We start from the raw sequence: 20688 nt of genomic DNA, 5'->3' as shown, positions 1-20688 counted from the left end.
AGACCACAGGCGACGCGCAGTTCGGCGCGGGGTAAGCACCGCACTGCAAAGCCCGACGCCGATCACGTCGTCAGCGACGAGATGCGGGGGGAAGGACCATGGTCGAAAACATCGGTGACTCACTCACGAAGTAAACTCCCTGTGCTGTCCGATGGGATCTGGCCTGCCGTTGTGGCGACACGCCGTCGTTTCGTCGCGGTGTGGCCGCACGGCAACCGACGCGCCGGCGCGAGATGGGTCGCTATCTCAGCGCGGCGTCTGAAGATGACGAGGAGGTGAGCGCAACGCGCTGTCATGTGCCGCAACGAATTGCGCTGTTGCGCAACGCTCCCGTCGGCGCCTCACGACCGCTTGTTTATCGAGCCGCGCAGGGGCCTTAATCATGCCCCAGGACGCCATGAACCTGCCGCGTCGACCCCGCCGCGCCCCTCGCTTTCGCGCCTGAGCCGCTCCCGGCGAGCGCCGTGGCCTCACCCCACCCGTTTCCGAAGCTCGCGGTACCCGGGATCTGCGTGGACCACCGGGATCAGCGAGCTCCGGGAGAGCGCGACGCGTCGCGCCGGCCGTGGCTCCGCGGACGCTCAGGGGAGCCACCGCGCGACGTCGACGATCTCCCGGGCCACCTCGACGGCGCCCCGCGGTCCAGCGATGCGGGCGAACAATGGCGCCAGGTGCCCGAGGTCGTCGTTCGTCCAGTCGTCGAGGAGATCGGGCCGCCCCTTCCAATCGAGGTAGCGCAGGAGGCGCTCGCAAAGGCGACGCGCGTGCGGCTCGGTCATCGAGGCGGCCAGCGGGACCAGCGCGAAGAGCGCCTCGCCCTCGTCGCTCGGCAGCTCCAGGGCGCGCTCGACCATATCGCGCGTGATCGCCGGCGCGTGGTCCGGCGAGGCCCCGGCGATCGCGACCAGGGCTGGCCACGTGGCGCCGAGCTCGCGTGACAGGTCGAGGACCGCATCCGCCCCGAGAGCCCGGGTCCACGCAGCGGCGTTCCGCTCGAGGAGCGTGCGCGCGCCGTCGCTCGCCCGCAGATCGCCGGACAGCTCGGCCCAGGCGGCCTCGCGGATCGCGGCGGGAAGGTGCGCGAGCAGCGCGGACCGTACCTCGATCCGGTCCGACGCGTCGGGCAGCGTCGCCACGAGCGCGAGTGCATCCTCCACGCGGCCAAGATCGCAGAGGCGCGCGGCCACGGCCGTCACCGCCGGTCGCCGGAAGCCGGCCGCAGCCGCGCACGCCTGGATCAGCGCTGACGCGGCGCCGGCAGGTGCGTGCGGCGCGAGCGCGCAGATGCTCCAGCAAGCGTCCGGCGGCAGCGCGTCGTCCGACAGCAGCGACAGCGCGAGCCCCAGCGCCTCCAACGCGCCCGCTTCCCGCTCCGCCTCGGGCAGGCCCGAAGCGAGGCGCGCGAGGACCAGATGCCGCTCCGAGGGGGGCAGCGCCTCGGACCATGCCCAGAGCCCGCGAACCGCCGCGGGAGACCATCGCGCGGCGGCCTCCGAGAGCCGTGGCAGCTCGTCGCTCCTCGCGTCGGCTGGGACCTCGGCGAACGCGTGGCAACCGAGGTCGAGCGCCTCGGCCTCAAGCAGCAGCGCCGCCAGGGACACGCGCGCGAGCCGGCTCTCGTTGGTCCGCTCGCGACCGAGCCGCGCCGCCGCCTCGCGCGCAGCCGTCACCCGTGCCTGCCCGTCGAGCGCGGCCGCAGCGGCGGCGAGCGCGGCCCCGCCGGCATGCTCCTCGCGGGCGGCCTCTAGCGCCCAGCCGAGCACAGCGGCGCGCTCGGCGTCGGGTAGCTCGTGCGCCAGCCGGATCAGGGCGCCGGCGCGCTCCGCGGCGTCGGCGATCGGCCGCCCGGCGTCAAGGATGTCCTCGCCCACGCGCGGCATCTCGATGTGTGGTCCGGCGGAGCCCTCGCCGCCCAGGGCCCCCTCCTCGTCTTCGTCCTCTTCGTCCTCTTCGTCCTGCGCGGCCAGCGCGGCGAGCGCGCGCCGCGCCTCCTCGAAGCCAAGGATCTCCCTCACAGAGCTCGTGACGAGCAGGCAGCGGACCCGCGCGGCCAGCGCTTCCACGACATCCTCTCTGGCCGCGATATCGACCAGAAGGCGCGCCGCGCAGACCGCCGTCGCGTCCACGTCGGCGATGAACCCGGACGATCCATCCGGGCGCGTCCTCCACACGTCGAGCCACGCCCTCGAGACCAGTTCGAGCCGCTCTGCGAGGCTCGCGTCGAGCCGCTCCAGATGAGCGCGCCAGTTCCGGCATACGTATTCAGAGACCGTGCCCGAGGCGAATGCGCGCTTCCCGTGGTCGGCGAACCGGCGATCGACCGCCGCGCGCTGGTGCGGCGCGAGCCGCCCTTCGATGGCCTCCGCCCAGGCTGGGTGACGGAGCGCGAGGCCCGACTCTCCGGCGGCGACGAGCGGTCCGCTCAGCTCGTTCCAGGCTCCGGCGCTCACCGTCGCGACCACGAAGAGCTCCTCACCCTCGATCGGGCCGAGCGCGCCTGCAAGCCACGGCAGCGCGGGGAGGATCGCGCCGCCGGCGCAGAGCTCGAGGACCCCCGAAGCCCCGACGGGAGCGCTCGCGAGCACCGACGCCACCGCCGCGGGATCCCGCGACAGTGCCTCAAGGAGCGCCTCCACAAGGAGCGGCTCCCCGCCGCTCACACGCGCGATGTCGTCAATCACGCTGGCCGGCAGATCGCCGAACCTCCGCCCGATGGCCTCCGGGACCTCCTCGGCCTCGATCGGTGGCAGCGCGACCGCCTCCGTTTCCTCCCGGAGCCCTCCGAGCGCCTCGAGCGAGCGCGCTGACAGCACGGCGCGCACGCCGGGGCCGAGGTCTCGCAGGAAGCTCTGCGCTGCATCAGCGGTCCAGCCGACAGCCTCGTCGATCCCGTCGAGGATCACGACGAGCGGCCTGTCTTCGGGCGGGCGGCCCTCCTCGAGCATGATCGCAAGGTCGCGCCGCGTCTCCTCGACCCCGTGCGGGCGTTCGCCGGTGCGCCGTGGAGACCTGAGGAACGAAGCCACGCGCGCGTAAAGGAGGTTCAGCGCCGTATGCTCCAGCGCCGTACCGAACCGGCGGCTCACGGGGACGAACGCGATCTCGTGCCGGCCCGCGCGCGCCAGCTCCAGCGCCCACGCGCCCAGCAGCGCCGACTTGCCGCGCCCGCTCGGCCCGAGCAGCGCCGCGCGCGCGCCGCCATGCTCCAGCCACCGATCGAGGTGCGCCACGGCTCCAGCGCGCGCCTTCCCGCCGAGGGGGGCGCTGCGGCAGCGCTCGACCTCGCGCCAGAAGGCGAGGACGCCGCGCTCCGCAGCCGCCGGGCCTGCGGCCGGCGCATCCGGTGCTCGCGAAGGAGGGCTCATGACCCTGCGAAAGGCGGCGTGCTCGAGGGCGCGGTCCTGAACGGCATCGAGCGTCCCTTGTGCCAGACATTCCCGTTCCACGCCTTGCCGTCCGAGCCGATGACGCCGTTCTTCTTGCCAGTGCCCCCGTTGTTCGCCGGGTGAAGGCCGAGCTCACGCAGGACCTGCGCGCAGAACTTGCATGGATCCATGAGCAGACCGTCCTTGTCCGTCTTCGTCGTCATCTTACCCTCCTTCACCTGTTTCTGCAGCTCCCTCCTGATCTCGACATCTTCGGCCCTGGGGTCCTTCAACGTCTTACCGTTCTTCTGGCGGTCCCCCCGGATGTCTTTTGCCAGGTTGTTCAGCGCCTCGATCTCGGCGCATTGCCCGGCGCTCGATGGCTTCGGCCCCGCCACCTCGCCATCGTCGAACTTCTTGTGCGCATTGTCGACCGCGGTCTGGAGCGCGGGGTCGAGAGGCCCCCCGAACGCGCTCTTTCCGCGGTGCGTCTTGCCGCCGGCCTCGATCTCGGTCGAAGCCTTGGCCATGAGCCCGTCCGGATCGGTGAGCCGCGTCGGCTGGTTCTCCGCGTAGGCGAATCCGTTGAGACCGCCGAGGATCCCGATCGGATCAGCGCTGATATAGCGACCAGCCTCGGGATCGTAGTAGCGGTTGCGGTTGTAGCAGAGGCCGATCTCGTCGTCCCAGTACTGCCCGCGAAAGCGGATCGGCGTCGACGTCGACGCGCCGGGCGCGGGCTCGATCTTTCCCCAGGCGCTCCGCCGCAGCTCGCATGCGACGGCGCCGTCGGGGCCGACGAGGCGCTCCGGCGTACCGATCTCGTCGTTCAGGTAGTGATACCACTCACCCTCCCCGGCGCGCTGCGCCCACGGCGCTCCGGCCTCGAAGACGTACGTGCGCGCCTCCACGCCTGGGGCAGCCGCGTCTCGGGTGAGCTGCCGGATCTCGTGCACGAGCTCGGCGCCATCCCAGACGAACCTCGTCGCGCTGTCCGGCCGCAGCTCGCCGGTCGAGAGCCGCCGGGAGACCCGCTTGGCGACGCGCCGGGCGTCCGGATCGTACGAGAATTCCACGACGGTGCCGTCGGCGCGCTCGACCGACTGCAAGAGCCCACGCGCGTCCCAGGCGAACCGCGTGACCTCGAGCGCTCCGGCGGGCGTCCTGGTGCGCGTCTCCTTGAGGCGCGCGTCGTCGTCCCATACGAGCTCGGTGTCTCCCTTGCTGAGCAAGCGATTGCCAGGACCGTACGAGCGTTCCTCCTTGCCGCCGGCGGCGTCGAACACGTTCCCGCAGGCGTCGTAGCGAAAGAGCTCGGCGCGCTCGTGCTCCGGGACGTTCGCCAGGATCTGGCTCGCAGGGTCGTACTCGAAGCGGCGCGTACCGTACGCCTGGTCCCACGCCTCGACGAGCTCCGACGCAGGCGAGTATCGGTACGCCTGGTGCACCGTCACCGACGCCGGGGCTGGGCCCACCCATGCTGGTTCGTTCGGCCCGACCGGGACGCGGCTCGACGGCGAGCAGACGCGCCGTTCGACGAGGCGATCCATCAGGTCCCACACGCTCTCGATCCGGCCTCCTCGCGGGAGCGCGCGGCAGACCTCTCGCCCCGCGGCGTCGTACGCGATCCCGACCTCGTCTCTTCCGTCGAGGATCACCCTCTCGGCGAGCCCGCCAACGTTGCGAATCCACCTGGCGGAGTGACCGAACGACGTGGTGCGTTCGATGACGTCACCCATGAGATCGAAGGTGCGCCGGACCGTCGCAGCCTCGCCGCCCACGATCTGGGTCTCGGACACGACCCAGCCGACGGCGTTGCGCTCATAAGAGAACGAGCCAACGGGGCTCTCGGCGGCGATGAGGTCGCCGCGGGCGTCGTAGGTGAACGTCTCGACGCTGCCGTCGCCGAAGGTACGCGCGACGAGCTGCCCGGCGAGGTCGTACGTGTACTCCGTCTTCTCGCCCGCGGCGTTCTCGACGGAGATGAGCCGGCCATTGTAATCGTACTTGTATCGAGACACGCGCCCGTCGAACCCACGCTCGCTGGTAACCATCCCCGCGATGCTGAGCTCGAGCCTGTGGCGCTCCCCGAGCGCGTTCTGAATCTCGACCAGGCGTCCCTCACGGTTGTACCGGAATCGTGTGATCTCTCCGTTCGGCTTGTGCACCTCGCAGAGCTTGTGAAAGCCGCCTCGCACGAACCGGGTCAGCTGCTGGTTCGGCTGGAGGACCGCAGTGCAGTCCCCCATGCCGTCGTACTCGTAGCGGGTCGTTGCGCCACCGGGCCGGTAGACGCCGGTAAGGTTGCCACGATTGTCATAGGTGTACGACACCACCGCGCCGCTCGGATCGCGGATCGAGCGGCACCGACCCCAGTAATCGTAGGCCAGCTGCGTCTTGCCCCCGAGCGCGTCGGTCTTCTCGACCATGTTCCCAAGATCGTCATAGAGGTACGTCGTGCGGCCGCCGTTCGGCGCCACCGTCTCGACCAGTCGCCCGCGCGCGTCCTGGCGCACTTGGAAAACCGCCCCGAGGGGGTCGGTCCAGGTGAGCCCGTCGGGCATCCGCCAGATCTCGGTGACGCCGCCGGCTGGATCGATCGCTCGGCGGACGTGCCCGTCCGGATCGCGCTCGATGATCGTCATTCGACCGAGCGGGTCGGTGACAGAGAGCTCCCGGCCGAGGCTGTCCCGCTGCCAGATGGTCATGGCGCCGAGCGGATCGACGAACGTCCGCAGGTGCCCGTGCTCGTCGTACGTCCGGCTGAGCACGGCCCCGGCGCTCACGGCCTTGTCGACCTTGCCGAAGCGGTTCCCGAAGTAGCGATGAACCGTGATGGAGTCCGCAACCTCGGTGTATCCGTCCTCTCCGAACTCCATTTTGCAGTGGTAGATGCCTCTGGCGACGGTCTTCCCGTCGGCCAGGTGCGTCGGTACGTCCTCCGCCAAGCTGCGGTCGCGCCCATCGTCGTAGGAGCCCCACGTCTCGACGCAGCGGCGCCGATCGTCGTAGCGGAATGAGAACGTGAGCCCGGTGGGGCTCGTATGGGAGGTGAGGAGGTGCTCCTGGTATGTGTAGCGCGTCGCGTATCCGTCGGCGTCGATCGCAGACGTGAGATCCCCGGCCTCGTCGTAGGTGTACCGCGCGAAAGCCACCCAGACACCGCGCTCCTGCGCGTTCTTGATCTCGAAGGCGCCGATGCGCCCGTCGGGCGCCCGCCGGACCCGGACGGTCCGGCCGACGCTATCGGTGATCTCGGCGAGCACGCCCTCGCGGTACGAGAGCCTGATCTCGTTGTTGTATCGGTCCTTGATCGCGGTGAGCCGGTACCGCTTCCCCACCGCTTCGGCGAACACGTACCAGCGGTCGTCGCCGGTATCGAGGACGAAGCCGCGCTCCTCCCGGGCGAGGACCCAGCCGTGAGGGCCCGCCGCGCCGGCGCCCACGGGCATAGCGTCGAGGTCGACCGGCCCATCGTCGGTCCAGACGCGGATAGTGCGCTGGCGCACCTCGATCTCCCACGCCAGCGAGTGGCTCCACCCGAACCCCAGCCCGACGTCGCGCTCGAATGCCGCGGTGGTGTACGACCGCACGATCGAGAGCGGCAGCGGTCCCGGAAGCTCGAGGTCGACGGCGGGAATCGTGAACACCCGGCCCGTCACCACGTCGACCGGGTCGCCCTTCGCAGCCATTCCCGATTTCTTGCCGCCATGGTGGTTCGGGCAGCCGGCGCCGTCGCCGCCTGCGCTGCCACACGCGGACTTCCCGCCGCCGCCGGCTTCCTTGCCGCCGTTGGCTCCATTGCCGCCCTGCTTACCTCCAGAGCCGTTACCGCCAGCGCCGCCGCCTCCGCCGCCGGCCCCGCCCCCTCCCATGATGAAGACGCCCGGGTTCATTCCAGGGATGGCGGGGATGTTCGGTACAGGCGCAGTGCGGGCCATGGTCGTCTCCCGGGTCTCGTGCGGCCTTGCTGCCGTGCGATCCCGGCGAATGTACACCACCAGGCATCGGGAGGGCCTTCTCTGCCGTTCGGCAGATGCGTGCTCTTGGGGCGCTCCCCGCACCGAGCCCCGCTTGGGCGGACGGCTAACTACGCGAAATAATTGAGCATCAGACAACGACTGCGATCGACGCACGGTCGGTTTACGCCGTCGTAAATAGGCCATGGGCTCGATCGGACCGCATCCGTCGGTACGATGGCGCGGGTGGACGCCCCTCCCCTGAAGGCACGTCAGCCCCCGCCGCTGCTCGAGGTCCTCGGCGCTGCCGCACCGGCGCTCGCCGCTGCTGCGCCGGTCGTCGTTGAGCTGTTCGCCCAGGACCGCACCACCAGCCACGCGCAGGAGATGCAGATCGCCCGCGAGCGCTCTGAGATCGAGCAGGCGCGCGCGGAGCTCGTACGGCGGGAGCAGGCCCTCGACCGGAGGGAGGCGGAGCTGGGGCGTGAGCGCGAGCGCCTACAAGCCGAAGCCGAGCGCATCGCGCAGCACGCGCCCGCTGGCAACGGAGGGCGCTTCCAGCGCCGCAGGAGGCCCGCGCCGCCCCGCTTCGCGGTGGCCTGCGGCTACGACGACAACCACCAGTTGCGACTGCTGTTGCCGGAGTGCATCACGTACGCTTGGTGCGTTGCCTTCCTCGGCGCGCCGCCTGACGTGCGCGCGCAGGTGTCGCACGCGCGCCGGAGCCAGTACGCACGGATCGCCCGGCTCCCGCCCCTTCTGGGCGAAAAGCTCGACAAGGCCGGCGTCCCGTTCGATGCGTTGCGTTTCGTGGCGTACGCCGCCACGTTCGTGGAGCAGGAGGAGCGGGCCCGGAAGGTGCTCGCGGGCGAGCGTCCGCCGCGCCAGATGCCGCCACCGGAGGACTCCGAGCCGAACAAACGCCGGAGGGGACGACCCGCATACCCCCGCGTGCGGCCCAACGAGACGCAGCAGCCTCGGGCCGATGACCAGAAGAATCATCCCACCGCTCGGTCCCAGGGGGACGACGCCGCCAAGCACCAGGCCGCCAAGCTCCGCGAGTCCGCGTCCCTGTTCGCGTACCACCTCCTCAGCAAGTGCGACCCCGACAGCGAGGCCGAAGGCGAACGCGCCGACGACGTAGTCGAGCACGAGGAGAATCCGACCTAACGCGCACTGCGGATCATCGCGCTTGAGCGCGCGGATCGATACGCCTCGGGCCCATCGACGAGGCCCTCATGCGCACTGCTCCTATTCAGGGAAGCGCAGCGTCTCGGCGACGGTGCCGTCTGCTCCCGACGTCGTACTGCCGTCATGGTTCCAGCTCATGCCGCCCTTGCCTGGCGGTCCGACCTCGAAGGTGACCCCCTCCAGCGTGAGCTGGTCCTCGTCGAGGTAGGCAATGCCGATCGAGTCGCCGCCGCGCCCCGGGCCACCGAAACCGCCTTCGCCGCCATAGCCGCCCGTCCCCCCGCCACACGACCAGGTGCCGTCCCCGACGGCGCCCCCCGGCGCTCCTCGACCGCCTGGTCCACCGCGCTCAGGCGGGCCCCCGTCGCCACCCGGTCCCCCGCCGCGCGCCGTGATCACGCTGTCGCGCACGGTGAGCTTCGCCGCGTTGAGCGCGACGATCCCGATGCTCGGGTGCCCGTTCGCGCCCCCCCGGCCGCCTCGCCCACCGCAGCCGCCGGCGCCTCCGGAGCCGCCGCCGGCGCCGCCCTTCGAGGCCACGCCGCACGCGGCGAGCCCGCCGCGACGGCCGCCGCCGCCGCCGCCACCTTGGCCGGGCATGCCCCTGCCGCCCTCGCCTGCCGTGTCGCCCTCCCAGCCGGCCTCGCTGATTCGCCCGATGCCCTCGCCGCCCGCCCCCACCGTGCCCAGGGCTCCAGAGCTCCCGGGAGACCCGCTGTGGCAACCGACGTTCTCCCGGTCCGCATGGCCGCCGCGTCCTGAGCTCGTGGGGTTCGGCGTCGGGGCCGGGGCGCCGGCTTCGCCATCCTCGGCACCGTCGGGCAACCCGTCGCCGCCCTTGCCACCGGTGCTCGGTGCGCCGCCTTCACAGGGGCTCACCACCGCCGGACCCCCGGCGACGGTGGCGGCGGTACACGCGTCCCCGCCGTAGAGCCCGTCGGGGCCGGTCGCTGCTCGGTTCGGCCACGGCCACTCCTCGCCATCGAGGCCACTCGGTCCGCCGTTCCCGTGAATCTCGCTCCGGATGATCTCGACCGCCGTGCCCGGCTCGATGAGCATCGAGATCGGCCCTCTCCCGTCCAGGGACATGTCGGCAATCGTCGATACGCCGTCCGCGGCCCCCGTATCGCTCGGGCTCGCCGGCTCGACGAACAACATCGGACCGGCGTAGTGTGTGCCTCCGCTGTCCAGCCCGGATACCTTCTTATTATCGTCGCGCCCCCAATGTCGACAGTGGAAGCCTCCCAGGAGATCGACGCCCGAAGGCAAGCGCACGTGCTCGCTGAAGTTATCGTTGCAGACGAAGACGCGCCCTCTTCCGGTGCGCGCCATGTTGATGGCGCGCTGAACGGAGAACACAGGTTTTGCCTTCGTTCCGGGGTTGCTGTCGTCGCCGAGCCCGAAGAACCCGGCGACGAACACGCCGCAACCATCGTCGAGGATATCGGAGGCGATATGATCCAGGCAGACCGCTTCCGGCGGCGCATCGCCTTGGCACGAGGCTCCATCGCAGGGCGATCCCCCAGCATCGCCCGGTCCGGGGGCGGTCCCGCAGCCGATCGCCCACGGTGATAACATGACGGAGAGGGCTGCAACGGTCGTCTTTCTCATGGGCGTCTCCTGTCGCGAGGTACCCGCACCGGGCCGCTCATTGCGGAACTTCCGGCTCAGGTGCGTCGAACCGATACCAGAATCGGGCAACCCCCCGAGCTCCGTTGCCCTCGTCGTTCACTGTGGTTGCGTTGCCTGCGAATCCGCCCTCTCCGCCGCTTCGGTGGGTGACGATCGCATCCGAGGCAAGTGTCACAGTGGCGGCTACCGACGCAATCCCGAGCGAGTGGCCGCCGAGGCCGCCACCGGCGTCGCCCCCGCGGCCACCGTCGCCTCCGCTGCCGCCCATGCACGCGTGCCACATCTCGGTTCCAGCGTAACCAAGCCCGCCGGGGGTCCCGGACCGCCCAACGCCGCCCAGTTGGCCCGTTCCGCCAACGCCACCGCGGCCACCATCGCCCGCGACGACCTCGCTGTCCTCGATGGTCAGGACGCTCCCCTGCAAGGCAACGATCCCGATGCTCGCGCCGCCGTAGCCGCCCCCCTTGCCTCCGAGGCCACCGCAGCCGCCGCCGCCCCCGGAGCCGCCGGCCGCGCCGCCCTGCGGGAGACCTGTGCGACACGCCGTCATGGGACCGCGCGATTTGCTGCCGCCTCCGCCGCCCCCGCCCTGGCCGATGCCGCCCTTCTTTCCGTCCCCACCCCGAACGCCGATCCAGCCGTCGACATCGAGGTACCCCACGGCAGTCGCGCCGGCAGCACGACGGCCGTCGTCGCCCTTGGCGCCGTCCTCACCCGGCTTGCACCTGTCACTCGCGGCGCCGGCCCCCCCAAGGCCGTGGCCTTCCGGATTCTCAGCGGGCGCTGGCTGTCCTGAGGTGCCATCGCCGCCCGCATCCATCCTGCCATCACCCCCATACCCGCCCGTCGACTCGGTGCCATCCCCACAAATGGTCACGGCCGGTCGGGCCCCCTTCACGACATCCGCAGTGCAGGCGTCCGCGCCGTCGTTGCCCAGCGCGCCGTCCTGCGCACGGTCCGCGGGCGCGTCCTCTCCCGCTTCCCCGTCCTTGCCGTCGGCGGCCTGCACCTCGCTCGATCGCACGACGGCCCTGGCACCGGAGCTCAAGATCACCGCGATCGACGACTTGCCATCCCTCGCGGAGGCATGGGCCGCCACGACACGCACGCCGAAGATCATGGACGTGGCGTCCGTGGCGTCCTCCTCTGCCCCGAGGACGCGCAGCGGGATTCCTGCCGGCGGCGCGATGGTGGTCAACGCGTCGGGCCCCCCAAACGACCCCCCGTACGACCAGTCGCCGCCATCGCAGCGACGGCCGCCCCAGAGGTCGACGCCCGAGGGCAGCGTGATCGCCTCCTCGAACGCCCCGCCGCAAGCGTACACGCGCCGGGTCGGCGCCTCGCTGTTGCCTCGCCCGCTCACGGCGAGCCCGACGGCGTGTTGCAAGGTCCTCACCGGCGCGCCCTTCGTACCGGGGTTACTGTCGTTGCCCTGCTCGCTGACGAACACCCCGCACTGGTCGAGCGCCGACGCGCTCTGGGGCTGTCCTTCGCACGGTCCGGGCGGCAGTTCCGGATCGGGCGCGCACGCATACACCTCCCAGCAAACATCGGCGTACGTGCACGCCGGTAGTGTGCTGGCGCTCCACGCGCAGAGCGCGAGAGCCAAGACCGACGTCCTCGTGCTTCGGCCTTCCTGCGAACGCGTCTCCACGGCTCCCGGTGTCCTCACCACAGCCCCCCGATGTTCACGCCCATCCCGTGCCCGGTCGCCACGGGCGAGACGTGGATCCGCTCCTGAGCCGGCGTGAGTCCCAGGAACGAGAAGTCCGTGAAGAAGGACGCGGCGGTCGCCGCCCCGATGACGCCCCCTGCGATGACCAGGGCCGTGCCCGCGACTCCGGAGAGGTTGCGCTCGTCCCGCAGACGGAGCAGCTCAGCACACGCGGAGCGTTGCGGCGCTTGCCAGCACATGGTCGAGCTCGTCGTCGGATCGCGGTTGAGCCCGTCACGCCGCTCGCTCAGGTCGCCGTCAAGCCTGCTGGCCCGAATCATGAGCAGGCTTCCCACCGACACGGTAGCCGTCGTGACGGCGATTCCCGCGATACGCAGCGTCCCCGGCCACGAAGCCCACGGACTCGGGACCTGCGACCGAACAGCCAGCGTAGAGCTCAGCGCCTTGGGTGCTTCCCTCGGTGCTGTCGTCGCCACCTCCTTGGTACTGCCTGAGGAGCGCGGCAACTGCATCAGCATCTCGTGCTCCTTCCCCGGAATGGCTGTGAACACCTGGAGAGATTCCTCGCGTCCCGGCGCGCGGGCCCGCACCATGTGTTGCCCGGACTCGAGGAACAGCTTGTGCGTCCGCGCGGTCCTGCCTACGGGCTTGCCATCGACGAGCACCTCGGCGTCCGGCGGATCGACCGCAACCAGCAGCGTCGCGACGTGCGTCGTTGCCTTCCGCAGTCCTTCCTCGAATCGGAGCTGGAGGCCTGCAGGAAGCGCCTCGCGTTGCTCAAGGCTCCAGGCGAGGTGCTCGGCCGCGTCGCGATACCTGCGCAACACAAGCGCGCAGAGCCCGAGCTCCCCGGCGATCTCCGCGCGCTCTCGCTCCGTGGTCACCGATGGCTCGGCTGCATCCAGGGCTGCCTTGTAGGCATCATATGCCTCGGACCACTTTCCCGCAGCACGAGCCCTTTGCCCAGCGCGTACGAGGTCTTTCACTGTCGAACCGACCCTTCGTCGCGGCGTCCCAGCGATGCTCTGAGCGCTGGCCGGGCTCACAAGCCCGGCGGCGGCACCCATCATCAAGAAGATCGACAGTGAACGTGGAGCGCACCGCATGTGGGCGACGGTACTGACGCCAGCGTCGCGGCGTCAACGGTCAGGCATTTCCGTCGATTGATCCATGGACGAGAAAGAACAGAGCAATTACGGAATGTGTTGGTCCGTTCCACCGCGACGGAACTAGACGGCGGGCAGCCAATCATGCTACATTAGCACACATTATCCGACCGAAGTCGGCCGTCCGCTCATTTTCCTGAACCCTGCAGGGCGGCTCAGGTGTGCTACCCGCCGTGGTCAAGCCAGAGGTCCCTCCCACCAGCTTCGATCTCTTCCGGCGCCTGGCGATCCGTCGCGGTGTTCCGGCGCGAGACGCGGAGGACGTCGCGCAAGAGGCGCTGCTGAGGGGCTTGGAAGCGGATCAGCGGATCGCGCCGGGCGGGGATTCGGCGCCGTACCGCGTCACGATTGCCCTCAATCAGGCGCGCAATCACGTACGCGACGCGGGCCGCCGGGGCGAGTTCCTGACGTCCTTCGACGAGCGCGAGCTGCGTGGAGGGGGCCCCACGCCGGAAGACCTGCTCCGCCTGCGGCAGCGGGCCGAGCTCACGCGGCACCTGATCGCCCAGGTCGACCCCAAATACCGGGACATCCTCATCAAGCACGAGCTGGAGGAGACGCCGCTGGTCGAGATCGCGGCCGAGCTCGGGCTCAACGTCCAGACGGTGAAGACGCAGTACCGGCGGGCGCGCGAGCAGCTCGACGCGCAGAAGCGACGATGGAAGGCGCAGCAGCATTCCCGCGGCTGGGACGAGGACGCGTGCGTGGCGACGCCGCTCGCCTTCGGGTTCCGCGATCGCGCGTCGTGGGTGGCCCCCTTGCGCCGTCTGGGCCTGAGAGTCCTCGTGCAGGTTGCGTTCGTTGTTGTGGCGGGCGCTCTCGTCTACGGCGTGCCGCGCTGGCCCGGCCGGGAGTGGTGGCCGCGACCGGCGGCGGTCCACGCGTCTGAGACCGCGCCTGCCGCACAGGACGTCACGGCGCCCACCGTACCCAGCGTCGCCGCCGTCGTCGCGCACGCGGTTTCGTGGCCGGCGGGAGATGGCAACGCGGGCGCTGGGGTCATGGTGAACAGCACGCCCGCCTCCGCGGCGATGACAGTTCCTCGTGCCGCGTCGCCGGGGAGCGCCGTGCGCCTGCCCGCGAGCGAGCGGGAGAGGAGCCTGGTCAAACAGGCCCGGAGGGCAATCGAAGCCCACACCGCGCTCGGTTATCTCGAGGCGCGTCGGCTGCTCGAGGCCCACGCGCGGGAGTTTCCGCGGGGGCGGTCCGCTGCGGAGCGCGAAGCGCTGTTCACACAGATTCGCTGAACCGTCGGCTGTCCACTGACGGTTAACAGGCGGAGGCTCCGGTGCTGTCATCGACAGCACAAGGCCGAGATCCGTTTCGCTTCGGGCAAGGATGCGCACGTCCAGGAGGAAGACATGGAGGATTTGCTCGGCACGATGTGGCTCATCTCGCCGATCGTTCTCGCGATGATGGCCTGTGTTTCGATCGGCTTCGCGGTGACCGCGCGCGAAGCGCTGGGCCGCGAGCGCGGGCTCCGCGAGGCACGCGAGCAGGCGCATGAGGACGAGGAGCTGGCCCTCACCGAAGCGAAGGACAAAGCAGAGCGGGAGCTGGAGCGACATCGGCGTCTGCTGGACTGCCATGTGGACGCCCTCATCGCGGCGACGACAGAAGTCCGCGCGCGCCCCGTCCCGTGGCCAGGCAGGGTCCTCGAAACGTTCTGCGCGACGATCCCCTCGTGGCAGCAAAAGCTGACCAAGAACACCGGGTTAGAACGAAAGGAGCTCGAGCGGCTGCTGAACAGCGATCATCCGATGACGCCCGGCCTCGCACGGCAGATCGAGGTCTTCACGGGCACGCCTGCGCGGTACTGGGAGCGCCTGTGGCGTCTGCACGATGACTACCGGGCGGACGCGGAGGACACGACAGTGCTCCAGCTCGGTGACCCCATCACCAGGCGCGAGCGCTCGGCGCGTCTGGCGGGGTCCTCAACGTCAAGTCCGACGTCGACGAGCCCGGCCGCGGTTCCTCCTCGCGCGCCGGATGTTCCACCGCCCGTGGTGCCTTCTTCTGAGGCTGCCAAGAGCCCACGGGCCAAGCTCCCGCCGCCTCCTCAGCTGCGGCTTCGCTCACCGCTGCCTGCCCGCGCGATGCCGGGAGCTGAGTTCGCCTGTCGCGCTGCCGCACTGACGAGCTTTCCGGTACAGCATGACGATGGCGACCCCAGCGTCGTACGAGGGTCCGCTGGGGAGGACATCGAACGCTCTGCATTGAACACGACCCTGCCGGGCGTCGGAAGCCACGGAGCAGCCCAACTGTGACCCCCGTCGATGGAAGCCAGCACGCGAGCGAAAGCGCAGCCGGCGATTCAACGGAGCACACATGGAGTCCGAGAACCACCGTTCAATCCTCAAGCAATTGACCGAGCGAATGGAATGGCGCATTGTTCCGCTGAGCAAGAGCCATGTGCAGGCGCTCATCGAAGAAGGCTTCAACGCGTACTACAGCGCTCCAGCAGGCAAGGTGGCGGCAGCGCTGCTGACGTTGGCCCGCTTGGTCCTGGACGAGGCGACCCCTGGACATCGGAACGATCCTGAAGCTACGGAAGCCCGGGTGCCGATCTGTCGCATCTCACCGCTCGAGGAAGCGCTGCCCCGTTGGGCTGACATCGACGAAGTCGAGCAAAAACGAGTAGTTACAATCCTCGACGCGATGGGCGACAAGGACCCCGCCGCCCGTGCCGCCCATTCCGTTTTGGTCTGGGCCGCGCAGGTGTACCAACTCGCAACGAGAGCCAGTGTAAAGAGTTGATGCGCCCTACAGCTTGTTCCGAACTCGGATCCTGTGCCATGCCCACGGCTCACCATCGTCATCATCAGGCGCCACGCGAATCGCCTGGATCTCATGCGTTGGGACCAGGAGCTTCACTCCCCGCTCGTTCCTGGTCATGACGACCTCAGGGAATCTGACGTCGACGATGCGGACGCGGTGCGCTCGCCACCAAGGATCCGCCCAACCCGGCGCCATCCCCACCACCAAGTCGACGGCCGCGTCTTTCTCGTAGGCGCTCTTCAGCCGGTGGTGGAGGCTCACGTCACCGGGCAGGGCCCAGTCGGTGGCCAGCATCTCGTCGACGAAGCCCCAGCGAAGGCGAACGGCGCCATGGAGGACACCGTACCGGTAGAGCGCGTGAAGCGCCTTGACATCGCTCTCGATCCGGCGCGCAAGCCGCCAATGGTTGCCTTCGGCGAGGTAGAGCGCCACCCTCTCAGGCTCGCCCAGCGGGCGGCGGATGCGGGTGGTCCCGGCAATGAGGAGCTCCGGCGTGATCTGCAGCGTGCGCCCCGCACGGTTCAGCCGTCTCGACTTCTCCGGCGGATCGAGGTCCACGACCTGGCGACGGTCGGCGTCGAACCCCAGCGCGCGCAGCGTGTCGCGGATGTGGAGGCCCGCGATCACGTCGAAGCGCTCGAGCAGCCCGGCGAGCTTGGCGACGTCGCGACCGAGGAAGGTCTGGATCGATCGCCGGCCGACGTCGAGCACCGCCACGGCCTGGGGATCCTCTGCGGAAGGCACCACGCGAAGGACGGCGCGGCGGGCCGGGCGCGCGATCTCCTCGGTCTTCGCGTCGCGTGTCGCCTCGGCGTCGGGTTCCGGTTCCACGCGACGGACCACGCAGCCCTCCTCCCACGCCGTGGGCTGTGACCGGGACCGCTGAACGAGCACCGCTGGCGGCAGCCCTCGGACCGCCCGTCGCATCGCGACCAGGCCCGGCGCGACAGGGTTCAGCGTGAGCCGGCCGTCCTCATCCGCGAGGAAGAGATCGCTCGGCCCTGGCCTGTTGCGCGGGCCGAGTTTTTCTCGGTGCGTCGTGAGTCCGTCGAGGAAGGTCTCAATCTCCTCGGCGGTCATCGGCGTCCTCCGTGCATCCAGCACGGCCGCGGCCTGTTGGATCCAGGGCAAGCTCGTCACGGAACGATCGCGGAAGGCCGCCTCTACCTCCTCGGTCGACAGCGGCACGTCGTCAGGCACAAGAAGCACGGGCTTCGGGAGCTGTGGCGCCGGGTGTTCGTCGAGGAGAGTGGCGGTTCCCGCGGCCAGGACATCGCGCTCGAAACCGAGGTCGACGACCTTGCGGTACATCAAGTCCCGCAGGACACGGCGCGCCTTGGGAGCGATTGGGCGGAACTCAGGATCCCGCGAGGCTCGGGGACTCGGGTTTGCCATGGTGTGCACACCCTACCGCAATGTGCGTTCAGATTCAGCACCGCCGGCGGGACTGGGGAACACTCGAGCTTGCATGGGAGATGGCCACTCGCGGGATCGGAACTCGGCCGAGAGGATCACGAACCTAGTCGGAAAGGCGCCCAATGAATTTACGGACAGCCGCACGGATTTTCCGCGTGATCCGTCGCCGTGGCGACCGATCGCGGGCGTCGGCTGGCGAACATGTTTCTGTCCTTGGGCGAGAGCGTGCGATGGGTCGGGACAGCAGGATCACGGCGGTGCGACCGGATGCGAGGTGCGGACCGGTCAACTCGACGCCGCCGCTCCCGCAACTGCTTCGAGCCCAACGAGGGGGCGCCCAACTGCCCGTACGCGCGCGCGCTCCGAGATACAAAATTGAACCCCTCAAAACCGCCCCCGGCGAGTTTTCTGAGCGCGCGCAAGTTCGCGTTATGATTCGGTTTATTGCGCTCGTGGAGAAGGGCACCTCGCACCGAGATGCCTCGCGCCAGAGTTACCTTTTTGTGCACCTCGGCGGGCCCTGCATCAGGCTCGCCTCGAACGGATGCACAGCGGGCCATCCCGATCCCCCTCGCACGACCTGTCGGCGGCGAAGGGGCCACCCATCCTAGTTCCGATGGCCACGCGCGCACGAACCCAAGGGAACGACGATGAAAGGCGATGCTGCAAGAAAGGACCTGGTCGGGCATGAGGATCGGCCCCTCACGCCTCGCGAGCTCGCGCGTCTCCTCCGCGCATTCGCGCACATGATCGAGGCTGCTGCGAACGATCCCGGGCCGGAGCTCCCGCGCCCGGTCCGCCGGCCCTCTCGCGCCGCGGCTCTGCCCGCAGCGTCTCCGCTGACGCAGGCCCGGGCCGCGGCCGCGCTGAAGAAGCTCGGCGTGCTACCCTGAGGGCCGGATGGGCGAGCAACGCAAAGGTCGGCACCTGGTCCGCATCACCATCAACGGCGAGCGCCGCCGGATAGGCTCCTGCGCCACCGGGGAGGAGGCCGAGGAGCTACGCGCCGCCGTCTATTCACGCGCCAGCGACGTCACCGGCATCACCCTCCGAGCCTGGGGCGAGCAATGGCTCGACCGCCGAGAGCGCCTCGACGGCATCCGCAGCATCTCGACCGACCGTGGCCGATGGCGGACGCATATCGAGAACTCCCCACTCGCCAGCATGGCACTCGTCATGATCACGCCGGGCGACGTCGACGCCTGGATATGCGCTCTCCAGAAGAAGCTGACCGCAACACCCTATCGCGCGCCCAAGCCGATCTCCCCCTCCACGGTCAAGCAGGTCATCGGGCTGCTCCGGCAAATGCTCGACGACGCAATGCCCCAGCACATCACCACGAATCCCGTGGCCGCCCTCAAGAAGCGCGTCCAGAAGGCCACCAAGCGCCGCGCCCGCGACGCCACCGTCGAGCCGTGGACTTACCTGGAGCCGGACGAGCAGCACCGTATCCGCACCAGCAGCGCCATCCCCGAGGCCGACCGCCTCATCATCCTGTTCGCCCTCCTCACCGGCCTCCGCCAGGGAGAGCAGTTCAACCTGGAGCTCGCCGATCTCCGCCTCGACGCCGACGCTCCGCACGTCGTGGTCCGCTTCGGCTCGAAGAACCAGCCCCGCAAGAACGGCAAGATCCGCCGCGTCTACCTCTCCGCCGACGCCGTCGACGTCTGCCGCCGCTGGCTCGCGCTCCTCCCCACCTACGCCCCCAACAACCCGGAATCCCTCGTCTTCCCCGGCGCCCGAGGCGGCCGCGTCTCCAAGGGCAAGACCCCGCTCATCCGCAGCGAGATGGTCACGCTCCCGACCGGCCGCCGGAAGCAGAAGAAGGTCGACCTCTTCGACCGCCACCTCGCCGCCGCCGGCATCACCCGCTCGGTCCGCTGGCACGACCTCCGCCACACCTGCGCCAGCTCGCTCGTCGCCGGCTGGTGGGGCCGTCGCTGGACGCTCGAGGAGGTCCGCGAGCACCTCGGCCACACGTCGATCGCCTCGACGCACCGGTACGCGCACCTGAGCGAGACGGCCATCAAGGGCGCCGTCCGCCAGACGCCCGGGTGGGCAGCGCCGCTGCCCACCTCCGCCTCGATTCCACCTGAGGTTTCGCGTCTAACCCCTCGGAATCATTCAGTGGGTCGACAGGGACTCGAACCCTGGACCTACGGATTAAAAGTCCGCAGCTCTACCGACTGAGCTATCGACCCGATTCAGCGGCCGGCGAAGCTAGCAGAAGGTCCAGGCAGGTTCCACCTTTCCTTTCCTGCCCCCGCCGCCCGCTTCGCGCCGCGCCGCGCCGCCGAGCGCGCTGCGTGTGCTTCCCAGACCCAGGCGCAGCGCTCCTCTCCCTGCTGCTGCCTTCCCGCGCCCCCGTCGCCGACGCCCCCCTCCAGGCGCCGTGCTCCCGCTCCCGTCCCCGCTCACCCTCCCCTCGCCGGAACGCCCCCGTCCACCCCGTCCCGCCCGCCTCTCCTCCCCTCCCGTCTCTCTCCCCCCTCGCTTCTCCCTCACGGCCGCCTTCCTCGCGCCCTCGCCTCGCGCTATGAGGTCCCGCCATGTCGCCGCCGCGCCCTTCCGCCGCCTCCAAAGAATCGTTCGCTTCGCTCTTCGAGCAGTCCGAGGGGGCTGGCAAGCAGCGCCGCCGTCAGTACCAGACGGGCGAGACCGTCGAGGTGACCATCGTCGCGGTCGCGCGCGAGGCGGTCTTCGCGGATCTCGGTGGCAAGCAGGAGGGCATGTTCGAGCGCGTTGCCCTGAGCGATGGCGACGGCAACCTCCGGGTCTCGGTCGGCTCGCGCGTCTCTGCTGTCGTCTCGGGCGTCGACTTCGCCACCGGCCAGGTGCGCCTCACCCCGGTGGTCGTTCGTGCGAGCGATGACGGCGACAGCGCGTCGCCGCTCGCTGTCTCTTCGCCGGCTGCCGGTGGTGCGCCGCTGCTCGTCGAGGGGGCCCGCGTCAAGGGCAAGGTGACCGGCATCGAGCGGTACGGTGTCTTCGTCCAGATCGCCGGCACGTCGGGCCGCTCGGGCCGCGGCCTCGTCCCGACGGCCGAGACGGCGACGCCGCGCGCGGCCGATCTGAAGAAGCACTTCACCGTGGGCCAGGAGGTCGAGGCGAAGATCCTCAACGTGGACGAGTCCGGCAAGATCCGCCTGTCGATCTCCGCGCTCCGCGTCGACGAGGAGCGCGGCCAGTTCGAGTCGTACGCCAAGGCCGAGCGCTCCGGCGGTGGCAATGACAAGGGCGACAAGAGCGCCAAGCCCGCTCCGCGCAACTTCGGCACGCTGGGCGACCTGCTCGCGAAGAAGGTCAAGCGCTAGGCGAGCGCGACGCTAGGCGGGCGCGACGCCTCGCCGTCCCGTCCGCCGCCCCGCCCGCGCCGCGCGGCAGGAGATTGCATCGCCCCCGCCGCTCGGCGTACACCTCGCCCGCTCGGCTCCCGGCTCGCGCTCCAGCTCCTCGTGGCCCGCTGGTCGCGTCCTCGCGCACGCCCGCGCGGGCGCCCGCGGCCT

Annotated in this window: 11 protein-coding genes, 1 tRNA gene and 1 pseudogene; 6 read left to right on the top strand and 7 right to left on the bottom strand. The window is 70.0% G+C overall.

The window, feature by feature from the left end; translation table 11 throughout:
* Positions 1-581 precede the first annotated feature (581 nt).
* Both WMF42_RS15440 and WMF42_RS15435 read right to left on the bottom strand, forming a co-directional pair.
* On the bottom strand, positions 582-3365 hold the full coding sequence (locus WMF42_RS15440; RefSeq protein WP_437692686.1) for a hypothetical protein: 2784 nt from the start codon (positions 3363-3365) through the stop codon (positions 582-584).
* On the bottom strand, positions 3362-7531 hold the full coding sequence (locus WMF42_RS15435) for an RHS repeat-associated core domain-containing protein (protein WP_437692684.1): 4170 nt from the start codon (positions 7529-7531) through the stop codon (positions 3362-3364). The genes WMF42_RS15440 and WMF42_RS15435 overlap by 4 nt, the downstream gene beginning before the upstream one ends.
* 39 nt (positions 7532-7570) lie before the next feature.
* Between WMF42_RS15435 and WMF42_RS15430 the strand changes: the two genes are divergently transcribed.
* On the top strand, positions 7571-8494 hold the full coding sequence (locus WMF42_RS15430; RefSeq protein ID WP_437692682.1) for a hypothetical protein: 924 nt from the start codon (positions 7571-7573) through the stop codon (positions 8492-8494).
* An 81-nt stretch (positions 8495-8575) separates the two neighbouring features.
* Here the strand turns inward: WMF42_RS15430 and WMF42_RS15425 are convergent, their stop codons facing one another.
* Genes WMF42_RS15425 through WMF42_RS15415 form a run of 3 tightly spaced genes read right to left on the bottom strand, consistent with a single transcriptional unit; the run spans position 8576 to position 12808 of the window.
* Complete coding sequence (locus WMF42_RS15425; protein WP_437692680.1) at positions 8576-10126, bottom strand: hypothetical protein; 1551 nt, start codon at positions 10124-10126, stop codon at positions 8576-8578.
* A gap of 37 nt (positions 10127-10163) precedes the next feature.
* On the bottom strand, positions 10164-11756 hold the full coding sequence (locus WMF42_RS15420) for a hypothetical protein (protein ID WP_437692679.1): 1593 nt from the start codon (positions 11754-11756) through the stop codon (positions 10164-10166).
* A gap of 59 nt (positions 11757-11815) precedes the next feature.
* The gene (locus tag WMF42_RS15415; RefSeq protein WP_437692677.1) at positions 11816-12808 is read right to left on the bottom strand and encodes a hypothetical protein; all 993 of its coding nucleotides are present in this window, start codon (positions 12806-12808) and stop codon (positions 11816-11818) included.
* Positions 12809-13149: 341 nt separating this feature from the next.
* Here WMF42_RS15415 and WMF42_RS15410 point away from each other — a divergent pair, with 341 nt between their 5' ends.
* The 3 genes from WMF42_RS15410 (at position 13150) to WMF42_RS15400 (ending at position 15745) form a co-directional block, all read left to right on the top strand.
* Positions 13150-14235, top strand: coding sequence for an RNA polymerase sigma factor (locus WMF42_RS15410; protein WP_437692675.1), 1086 nt, complete (start codon positions 13150-13152; stop codon positions 14233-14235).
* Between the two features lie 114 nt (positions 14236-14349).
* Positions 14350-15255, top strand: coding sequence for a helix-turn-helix transcriptional regulator (locus WMF42_RS15405; protein WP_437692673.1), 906 nt, complete (start codon positions 14350-14352; stop codon positions 15253-15255).
* A gap of 61 nt (positions 15256-15316) precedes the next feature.
* Positions 15317-15745, top strand: a complete 429-nt coding sequence (locus WMF42_RS15400) for a hypothetical protein (RefSeq protein WP_437692672.1) — start codon at positions 15317-15319, stop codon at positions 15743-15745.
* Between the two features lie 6 nt (positions 15746-15751).
* On the opposite strand, the gene WMF42_RS15395 is transcribed toward WMF42_RS15400, so the two are convergent.
* Positions 15752-17077 carry a hypothetical protein gene (locus tag WMF42_RS15395; protein WP_437692670.1) on the bottom strand — a complete coding sequence of 442 codons (1326 nt, stop codon included), beginning with the start codon at positions 17075-17077 and terminating at the stop codon, positions 15752-15754.
* A 1005-nt stretch (positions 17078-18082) separates the two neighbouring features.
* Here WMF42_RS15395 and WMF42_RS15390 point away from each other — a divergent pair.
* Positions 18083-19141: pseudogene (locus WMF42_RS15390) on the top strand (tyrosine-type recombinase/integrase); the annotation flags it as partial.
* A gap of 169 nt (positions 19142-19310) precedes the next feature.
* On the opposite strand, the gene WMF42_RS15385 reads toward WMF42_RS15390, so the two are convergent.
* Positions 19311-19383: transfer RNA gene (locus WMF42_RS15385), tRNA-Lys, on the bottom strand.
* Positions 19384-19731: 348 nt separating this feature from the next.
* Between WMF42_RS15385 and WMF42_RS15380 the strand changes: the two genes are divergently transcribed.
* Complete coding sequence (locus tag WMF42_RS15380) at positions 19732-20496, top strand: S1 RNA-binding domain-containing protein (protein ID WP_061607341.1); 765 nt, start codon at positions 19732-19734, stop codon at positions 20494-20496.
* The last annotated feature ends 192 nt before the right edge of the window (positions 20497-20688 follow it).

This window comes from Sorangium sp. So ce176 (assembly GCF_051519835.1).
Classification (GTDB): Bacteria; Myxococcota_A; Polyangia; order Polyangiales; family Polyangiaceae; genus Sorangium; species Sorangium cellulosum_G.
Note: the sequence above shows the minus strand (reverse complement) of the source record. Positions and strands in the feature narration are given on the sequence as shown.